Source organism: Mesorhizobium sp. Primo-A (assembly GCF_003997175.1).
In the GTDB taxonomy this organism is placed as follows: Bacteria; Pseudomonadota; Alphaproteobacteria; order Rhizobiales; family Rhizobiaceae; genus Mesorhizobium; species Mesorhizobium ciceri.
The window spans coordinates 1-8563 of the sequence record NZ_RZTG01000042.1; the positions used below are offsets into that span (position 1 = coordinate 1).

Here is an 8563-nt window from a genome sequence, read left to right on the forward strand (position 1 = left end):
GCTCTGGGGTGGGGGAAGCGATCGGCGTGTTCAGGCGAGCGCGGCTGGCTAGGACTTTATCCCCCGGCCCGCCCACGAACCCCCTTTCGCAATCTCGAATGCCGCACCGGAGACGCCACCTCTGGCACCAGCGCTGCCTCCGCAGCCACGTCCCCATCATGCAGCCCAACCCGCAGCGCCGCGCCCGCCAGATGGTCGCGCATCGCCGCTTGCGCACCCTCCACATCGCCGGCACGGATAGCGGACAGGATGCGCCCGTGTTCGCCGAGCGTGATGCGGGCCATGTCGTCCGATTTCTGCTGGTTGCCGGCGGCGAGGATGCTTTCTCGAACACGCTCGGAAACGAAGCCGAGGAACTGGCCCATGTAGCCGTTGCGCGTCGCCTCGGCGACGGTGCGGTGGAACTCAAGGTCGCTGCGCAGCCAGGCGACGCTGCCATAGGGTGCCGCACGCATGCCGGCCAGCGCATCGTCCATCGCGGTGAGATCGGCCTCGGTGCGGCGCCTTGCGGCAAAGGCCGCCGCCTGCACCTCGAGGATGCCGCGCAGTTCGAACAGATTTCGGAACGAGTCGGCGCGCTGCAGCGCCTCATAGTCTATGGTCAGCACCGTTGGGTTGTTGCCCTCCACCACGAAGGCGCCGCGCCCCTGCTGCGACCAGATGCGGCCTTCCGAGCGCAACCTTGCGATCGCCTCGCGCACCACGTTGCGGCTGACGCCGAAGGTCGTCGCCAGCGCCTGCTCGGTCGGCAGCTGGTCGCCGGGCTTGAGGCGCCCCTGCGCGATCTCGCGCGAGATGGAACTCGCCACCAGGGTGGAGAGATGCGGACCGCGATTGACCTTGTCGAGTTTCAGCGTCATCGCTCACCTATAGTCGACGGCGGATGCGGACGCCAGAATGCGGCCGTTGCTCAGGATATGGCGCGGATCGAATGCCTCCTTGATGCCTGCAGCAAGGTCGAGCGTCACCGGATCGATCCGTTCGAGAAACGCCTTCTGCTTGACCCGTCCGATGCCGTGCTCGGCGCTGATCGAGCCGCCATAGCGGTCGACGACGGCAAAGATCTCCGCCTCGGCCTGCTCGAACAGATGCTCGATCGCTTCAGCGCCCATGCCTTCCGGCGGCACCACATTGAGATGGATGTTGCCGTCGCCGACATGGCCGTAGGTGACGGCCAGCGCATCCGGGCGCGCCCGCTGCAATTCGAACAGCGCGTCGGTGACGAAATCGGCGAGCTTCGAGATCGGCACCGAAACGTCGGTGCGCAGGTAGCGGCCGCCGCGGCCCTGCCGCTCGACCATGATCTCACGATAGAGCCACAGCCGCTCGGCCTGAGCCCGCGTCGAAGCGACGATGCCATCCTCGACGATATCGGCGACGCCGCCGAGAAAACCGAGAAGCATGGCGGAGAGGTCGATCAGCCCGCCGGAGGACACCTCGATCAGCACATAGGCCGGGTAGGGCTTGTTGAGCGGATCGGCAAAATCCTTGCCCTCGCGCATGGTGATCTCGATGCCGCCGCGCAGGATCAGTTCGAACGCGGTCAGCAGGTCGCTGCAGTCGCGCCGCGCCCGCGCATAGAGCGCCATCGCGTCCTCGACCGAGCGCAAGCCCACCAACGCGGTCTCGATCTGCGTCGGCTTGGGGAACAGCTTCAGCGCGGCAGCGGTGACGATGCCGAGCGTGCCTTCCGAGCCGATGAAGACCTGCTTGAGGTCGTAGCCGCGATTGTCCTTGCGCAGCACCTTCAGCCCGTTCCAGATGCGGCCGTCGGCCAGTACCACTTCGAGCCCGAGCACCAGGTCGCGCGTCATGCCGTAGCGCAGCACGTTGAAGCCGCCGGCATTGGTGGCGACATTGCCGCCGATGCGGCAGCTGCCTTGCGCGCCGAAGGTGATCGGCAGCAGGCAGTCGCTCTCCTCGGCGGCGCGCTTGGCCTCCTCGAGGATGCAGCCGGCCTCGACCACCATGGCGAAGTCGATCGGGCTGATCGAGCGGATCCGGTTCATGCGCTCCAGCGAGATGACGATCTCGCCGCCATCCGCCGCCACCGCCGCACCGACGAGGCCGGTCAGGCCGCCTTGCGGCACGACGGGGATGCGTTCGGCATGGCAGTGCCGCATCAGCGCCGACATCTCCTCGACCGAGGCCGGACGCGCCACCGCCAGCGGGCGGCCGAAATGGTCGCCCGACCAGTCGCGGCTGTAGCGCGCCAGATCCTCATCCGCGGTCAGCAGCCCACCATTCGGCAGCACGCCGGCCAGGGCAGCGATCAGCGATGCGGAGGTGGGCGGCACGGCATTCATGAATGGACTCTGGACCCCTGGGAAAAACGACTGGACAACCACCGTTCTTGTCGTGTTATCATACAACCCTGATTTAGAACATCAAGTGAGGCCACGTCCCGACCCGCCGTTTGATGTGGATGGTCAGACCCGCAAATCACCCAATTCGGAGGACTTACCCAATGAGCGACGCCCCGGGCTTTCGCTATATGCACACCATGATCAGGGTGCTCGACCTCGACAAGTCGATCGCCTTCTACACCGAGGTTCTCGGCATGACATTGCTGCGCCGCGACGACTATCCCGGCGGCAAGTTCACCAACGCCTTTGTCGGCTATGGGCCGGAGGACAAGGAGGCCGTCGTCGAGCTGACGCTGAACTGGGGCAGGGAAGAGCCCTACGAGATCGGCACCGGCTTCGGCCACCTGGCGCTCGGCGTCAACGACATCTACGCCGTCTGCGCCGAACTCGAAAAGCGCGGCGCCAAGATCCCGCGCAAGCCCGGACCGATGCAGCATGGCACCACCCATATTGCTTTCGTCGAAGACCCGGACGGCTACAAGATCGAGCTGATCGGCCTCGACACGATGTGATCTGACCAAGCGGGGTCGCATCGGGCTTGTGATGCGACCCCGTCCTGTCCGCGCTGGCTTGGGAGGCGGTGCGGATCGAGCTGTCACTTGATGACCGCGATCTTGCTGCGGTCGATGGTGATGGCGACGGCGGCGATGAGTACCGCGCCGAACACCATGTTTTCCAGGAAAATATTGACGCCGACGAAGGTCATGCCGATGCGCACGATCGAGATGATCAGCGCGCCGACCGCGGTCCGCGCCACGCCGCCCAGTCCGCCGGTGATGGCGGTGCCGCCGACAATGACGGCGGCGATGGCCGGCAAGAGCAATTGATTGGCAAGCACCGGCGAGCCGCTCGACAGTCTTGCCGCCAGCACCACGCCGGCGACAGCCGCCAGCATGCCTGAAGCGGCGAAGGCGATGATCTTGGTGCGGTCGACATTGATGCCCGCCGCCCAGGCGGCCGGTTCGCCGGCGCCGACGGCAATCGCCTGGCGGCCAAAGCGCGTGTAGCGTAGCGCCAGAAAGGCGGCGATGCCGATGACCGCCGAGATCAGCACCACCACCGGCACCCCGGCGACCGTGGCGTTGATCCAGGCGGTGTTTTCGCGGCCCGCTTCCTCGATGGTGATGGCGCGACCGTTGGAGACCCAGAGCGCCAGGCCGGTGACGACGCCGCCGGTGGCGAGCGTCGCCACGAAGGACGGCACGCGCAGCTTGACATGGACGATGCCGCTCAATGTGCCGAAGGCAAGCCCGGACAGGATCGCCACCGGGAACGCGGCAAGCCCTAGCGAAGGCAGCAACTGCGCCAGGATGACGCTCGCCAGCGAGGCGACCGCCTGGATCGACAGGTCGATGCCGCCGAGCAGAATGGCGAAGGTGACGCCGGTCGCCAGGATGAACAGCACGGCGGTGTTGGCGAAGAGCAGCGCTACGGTCTCGCCGGTCAGGAAGCCGGGCGCGGCGAGTTCGATGATCAGCAAAAGCGCGACCAGCAGGACCAGGGGAATGGCGCCCTGCGTCCACTTGCCTTCGAACACCTGCCTGATGGAAAAACCTTCACTCATCGGTTCATACCATCGCTCGCAGTAGATCAACCTGGTTCGGCTTCTTGCCCGGGGTGGCGTCGAAGCGCGCGGTGATTTCGCCGTCGCGCATCACCAGCACCTGGTGCGACAGGCCGATCGTCTCTTCCAGCGTGTCGGAAATCAGAAGGATCGCCACGCCTTGCGCGGAGAGATCGCGGACCAGTTCGTAAACCTCTTCCTTGGCGCCGACATCGAGGCCGCGCGTCGGGTGATCGAGCACCAGGATGCGCGAGCCCGCCGTCATCCAGCGCGCCAGCACCACCTTCTGCTGGTTGCCGCCGCTGAGCTTGCGGCAGGCGGCATCGGGGCCGGGCGCCTTGATGCGCAGCCGCTTGATCCAGTCGGCGGCGAGCCGGCGCTCCTTGCCATAGTCGATGGCGCCATGGCGCATGACGCTGGAGAGATCGGCCAGCGAAATGTTCTCGGCGATCGACAGGAACATCACCAGGCCTTCGAGCCTGCGCTCGCGCGGCACATAGCCGATCCCCTTGCGCACCGCCGGCTCCGGCGAGGCGAAGCGCACGGCGTCACCGGCGATTTTCATTTCGCCGGCATCGTGCTGCAGGAAGCCGCCGATGGTGCGCGTGACTTCTTCGCGGCCGGAGCCGACGACGCCGGCAATGCCGACGATCTCGCCGGCCCTGATTTTCAGGTCGACACCGTGATAGGCACCGTTCGCGCCCAGTCCCCTGGCCTCGACCATGACCGTGTCGCGCGGCGCCTGCTGGCGAGCCTCGCGGTAATATTCGGCCTGCAGGCCGCGCCCGACCATGATCTCGTGCAGCTCCGGCGCGGTGACCTCGGCCGCGCGGTGTTCGGCGACGACCGCGCCGTCCTTCATCGTGTAGACGCGGTCTGATATCGCCAGCACCTCGTCGAGACGGTGCGAGACGAAGACGAAGCTGGCGCGCGATTTGAGCGAGCGCACGCGCGCGAACAGCACTTCGATATCGGCGGCGTTGAGCACCGAGGTCGGCTCGTCGAGCAAAATGAGCAACTGCCGTTCGACCACTTCCTCCAATGTCAGCGCCTTGGCCAGCTCGACCATCTGGCGCGCCGCGAAGGTGAGTTCGGAGGTGCGCGCCGTGACATCGATGTCGATGCCGATCTTGGCCAACTGCCGGCGCGCCGCCGCGTTCATGGCGCGCCAGTTGACGATGCCGAAGCGGGTGAAGCGATCCTCCTCGCCGAGATAGATGTTTTCGGCGACGGTCAGATTGAGCACCAGCGACTGTTCCTGGAACACCATGCCGATGCCGTGCCGTGCCGCGTCGCGCGGACTGCGCATGCGCAGCTGTTCGCCGTCCAGCGTCAGGCTGCCGCCATCCGGCCGGTAGCTGCCGGCCAGCACGCGCATCAGCGTCGACTTGCCGGCGCCGTTCTCGCCGATCAGGCCTACCACCTCGTTCGGCCGGACTTCGATCGAAACGTCGCGCAGCGCCTGGACGCCGGGAAAGTTCTTGATGATGCCGGATGCGTTCAGCATGGCGCTCACTTGACGATCCTGAGGCGAACGCGATCGAGCGACAGCGCCACCGCGGCGATGATCATCAGGCCCTGCACGGTCTGCTGGATATAGGGCGAGATGCCGAGCAGGATCATGCCATTGGCCAGCACGGTGACGATCAGCACGCCGATCAGCGTGTTGACGACGCCGCCTTCGCCGCCGGTGAGCGCCGTGCCGCCGACGACGACGGCGGTGACCGCTGCGAACAGCCTGCCGTCACCGATGACGGCATGCGACTGGCCAAGCTGGGCAGCGGCAAGCACGCCCGATATGCCGAAGAAGAAACCGGCCAACGCAAAGGCGGTGATGCGCACACGCACCACGTTGACGCCGGAGAGCTTGGCGACATCCTCATCACCGCCGATCGCCAGAATGTGGCGCCCGAGCTTGGTGTGGTACTGAATGACGGCGGCGAGCAGGAAAGCGCCAAAGGCGACCCAGACTGCCACCGGCAAGCCCAGGAAACGGTGCAGTGCGAGGTCGCGGATCGAGGCGTCGTTGAGCCGGATCGCCGAGCCGCCCAGCATATAGACTGACAGGCCAAGGCCGATGAACCACATGCCGAGCGTCGCCATGAAGGAGGGGATGCGCAGCATGGTCTGGACGAGGCCGCTGACGAACCCCATCGCGGTGCCGGCGACAATTGCGGCGAGCACCGCCCACCAGCCATAGTCATTGGCGTTCGCGTCATTGGCGGCGAGCAGCACCACCACCATGGCCGACACCGACAGCGTGCCCTCCACGGAGAGGTCGATGCTGCCCATCAGGATGATGAAGGTCAGCCCCATGGCCAGCGTCAGCGGCACGGCGGCCGAATTGGCAAGCCGCACCAGGTTGCGCAACTCGATGAAATTGGGATTGGCGATGGCGATCAGCACGCAGAGCACGATCAGCACCGCCAGCGGCGCCAGGCTGCGCCAGCGCCTGCCACCGAACACGGTGGCGATGCGGCCGGGGAGAACTGTCATAAGCGTCGTCCGCTCGATGTCCGAAACGGACTTCAGGGGTTCTGTATGGATTGTCAAGAAACCGCTTCCCGTCTGCTGATGACAGCCGTCGCGACGAGGGGATCGCGACGGCTGCGGGAGGAAGCGGGCCACCAGGGAGATGCGGCCCGCTCCGGTTGATCAGGTGCGGATGGCTCCAGTCACCCGGCCCCACAGATCGTTCCAGTCGATCTCCGGCTTGGAATCGACATTGGTCTTGTAATATTCCTCGACATTGTCATGCGAGATCAGCACCGCCTTGCCGTAGAACTCGCGGTGTTCCGGCGGCTCCTTGGTCGGATCGAACTTGCCGATCTTGGCGTTGTAGCCGATGGCGAGACCCATGCCGCCCTGCCAGAACGGATCGGACGTAACGGTGCAGGCGAACTCGCCCGTGCGCACCGCGTCGACCGCCGTATTGATGCCGTCGACGCCGACGATCGGCACCTTGCCGGCAAGGTTCTCGGCGCGCAGCGCTTCGAGTGCACCGGAGCCCATGTCGTCATTGGCGGCCCAGATGCCCTTGATGTCGTCGCCGAAGCGGGTGAGCAGATTGCCCATCAAGTCGAAGGCTTCCGTCGATTTCCAGTTGGCGACCTGGAAGTCGAGCAGCTTGATGTCGGGATTGGCGGCAAGGGCCGCGTCGAGGCCCTTCTTGCGTTCGATCGCCGCCGTGGTCGAGATCAGGCCGCCGAGCGCGACGATGCCGCCCTTGCCGCCGATGGTCTTGAACAGGATCTCGGCGATGGTCTTGCCGCTTTCGATGCCGTCGAACTCGATGTGGGAAACATAATTCGGGTTGAAGTCCTTCGGGTGCAGGTCGGACGGCTTGTTCCACTGCGTCACCACATAGGCGCCGGCCTTGGCGCAGGCTTCGACGATCGGGCGCGCGTCAGGTGTGTCATTGGGATCGGAATTCAGCACCATGTTGCCGCCGGTCTTGGCCAACATCGCCTTGATGTCGGCGATGCCTTTCTCGCTGTTGCCTTCCGACACCAGCGTGACGTGCTCAAGCCCAGCCCATTTGGCATAGGCCTCGGCGCCGGTCTTCCACACCGCGTGGTAGGGGTTGGAGAGCGAGCGGATCGACGTCACCAGCGTCGGTTTTTCCTGGGCCCGCAAAACGCTCGGCATGGCGAGCGCCGCTATGCCGGCGGTGGCGCCCATCATCAGCGTCCGGCGGCTGACCGAAAGCGTAAGATCTGTCCTGTCCTTCATATTCAAACCTCCCGATTGAAATCTGTTTCCCGCCCGGCGGCATGCGCGGGGAGCGCGGCCGGGCCTCCGATCGATGGGTTGTCAAGTTCCTCCACTTGTACGACAACCCTTCAACACCATAACCATACCCTTTCTCTTGACGCGGCACAAGCGACTTGAGATCGTTGCGTAGAGGAGAGCAGGGCACTGATTTCGCACTGCCAAGGGAGCGAGAATGTCTGACTACATCATCGTCGGCGGCGGCTCGGCCGGCTGCATTCTGGCCGCCCGCCTGAGCGAGGATCCGGACGTGTCGGTGACCTTGCTCGAAGCCGGTCCGCCCGACACCGATCGCTACATCCATTTGCCGGTCGGCTTCTTCAAGATGACGTCGGGACCGTTGATTTGGGGTTATGACACCGCGCCCGGCAAAGCGATCGACGGCCGCACCATGGTCTATCCGCAGGCGCGTGTGCTCGGCGGCGGCTCCTCGATCAACGCCCAGGTCTTCACCCGTGGTTGTCCGCAGGATTACGACGGCTGGGCGGCTGACAATGGCTGTGCGGGATGGAGCTACGCCGAGGTGCTGCCGTACTTCATCCGCTCCGAAGGCAACGACATCTTCGCCGGTCCGCAGCACGGCATCGACGGCCCGCTCGGCGTTTCCAGCGGCGCCCCGCATCCATTGACCCGGATCTTCGTCAAGGCGGCGCAGCAGGCGGGTCTTCCCTTCCGCGCCGACTTCAATGCCGGCGAACAGGCCGGCGCCGGCTTCTACCAGACGACGACGCGCCGGGGAAAACGCTCGAGCACCGCGGTCGCCTATCTGAAGCCGGCGCTTGGCCGCAAGAACCTGGCGTTGCGCACCGACGCCACGGTCAGCCGCATCGTTGTCGAGAATGGCCGCGCCATCGGCGTCGAG

Annotated in this window: 8 protein-coding genes; 2 read left to right on the forward strand and 6 right to left on the reverse strand. The window is 65.5% G+C overall.

The annotated features are described in order from the left end of the window. Positions 1-56: 56 nt before the first annotated feature. Both EOC83_RS32380 and EOC83_RS32385 read right to left on the reverse strand, forming a co-directional pair. Entirely contained in the window at positions 57-860 is an 804-nt protein-coding gene (locus tag EOC83_RS32380) for a FadR/GntR family transcriptional regulator (RefSeq protein WP_063170667.1), read from the reverse strand. 3 nt (positions 861-863) lie between these two features. Continuing rightward, positions 864-2306: an FAD-binding oxidoreductase gene (locus tag EOC83_RS32385; protein ID WP_063170666.1), complete on the reverse strand. Its 1443-nt coding sequence runs from the start codon at positions 2304-2306 to the stop codon at positions 864-866. A gap of 161 nt (positions 2307-2467) precedes the next feature. On the opposite strand from EOC83_RS32385, the gene gloA reads away from it, so the two are divergent. Further along, positions 2468-2878 carry a lactoylglutathione lyase gene (gene gloA, locus EOC83_RS32390; protein WP_019856614.1) on the forward strand — a complete coding sequence of 137 codons (411 nt, stop codon included), beginning with the start codon at positions 2468-2470 and terminating at the stop codon, positions 2876-2878. An 83-nt stretch (positions 2879-2961) separates the two neighbouring features. Here gloA and EOC83_RS32395 read toward each other — a convergent pair whose 3' ends face one another. The 4 genes from EOC83_RS32395 to EOC83_RS32410 form a co-directional block, all read right to left on the reverse strand. Further along, positions 2962-3930, reverse strand: coding sequence for an ABC transporter permease (locus EOC83_RS32395; RefSeq protein WP_063170665.1), 969 nt, complete (start codon positions 3928-3930; stop codon positions 2962-2964). 4 nt (positions 3931-3934) lie between these two features. Then, positions 3935-5437, reverse strand: coding sequence for a sugar ABC transporter ATP-binding protein (locus tag EOC83_RS32400; protein ID WP_063170882.1), 1503 nt, complete (start codon positions 5435-5437; stop codon positions 3935-3937). A gap of 5 nt (positions 5438-5442) precedes the next feature. Continuing rightward, complete coding sequence (locus EOC83_RS32405) at positions 5443-6426, reverse strand: ABC transporter permease (protein WP_063170664.1); 984 nt, start codon at positions 6424-6426, stop codon at positions 5443-5445. A 159-nt stretch (positions 6427-6585) separates the two neighbouring features. Then, positions 6586-7662, reverse strand: coding sequence for a sugar ABC transporter substrate-binding protein (locus EOC83_RS32410; RefSeq protein WP_063170663.1), 1077 nt, complete (start codon positions 7660-7662; stop codon positions 6586-6588). A gap of 214 nt (positions 7663-7876) precedes the next feature. Between EOC83_RS32410 and EOC83_RS32415 the strand changes: the two genes are divergently transcribed. Then, on the forward strand, positions 7877-8563 hold a 687-nt coding region (locus EOC83_RS32415; RefSeq protein ID WP_206516569.1), incomplete at its 3' end, for a GMC family oxidoreductase N-terminal domain-containing protein.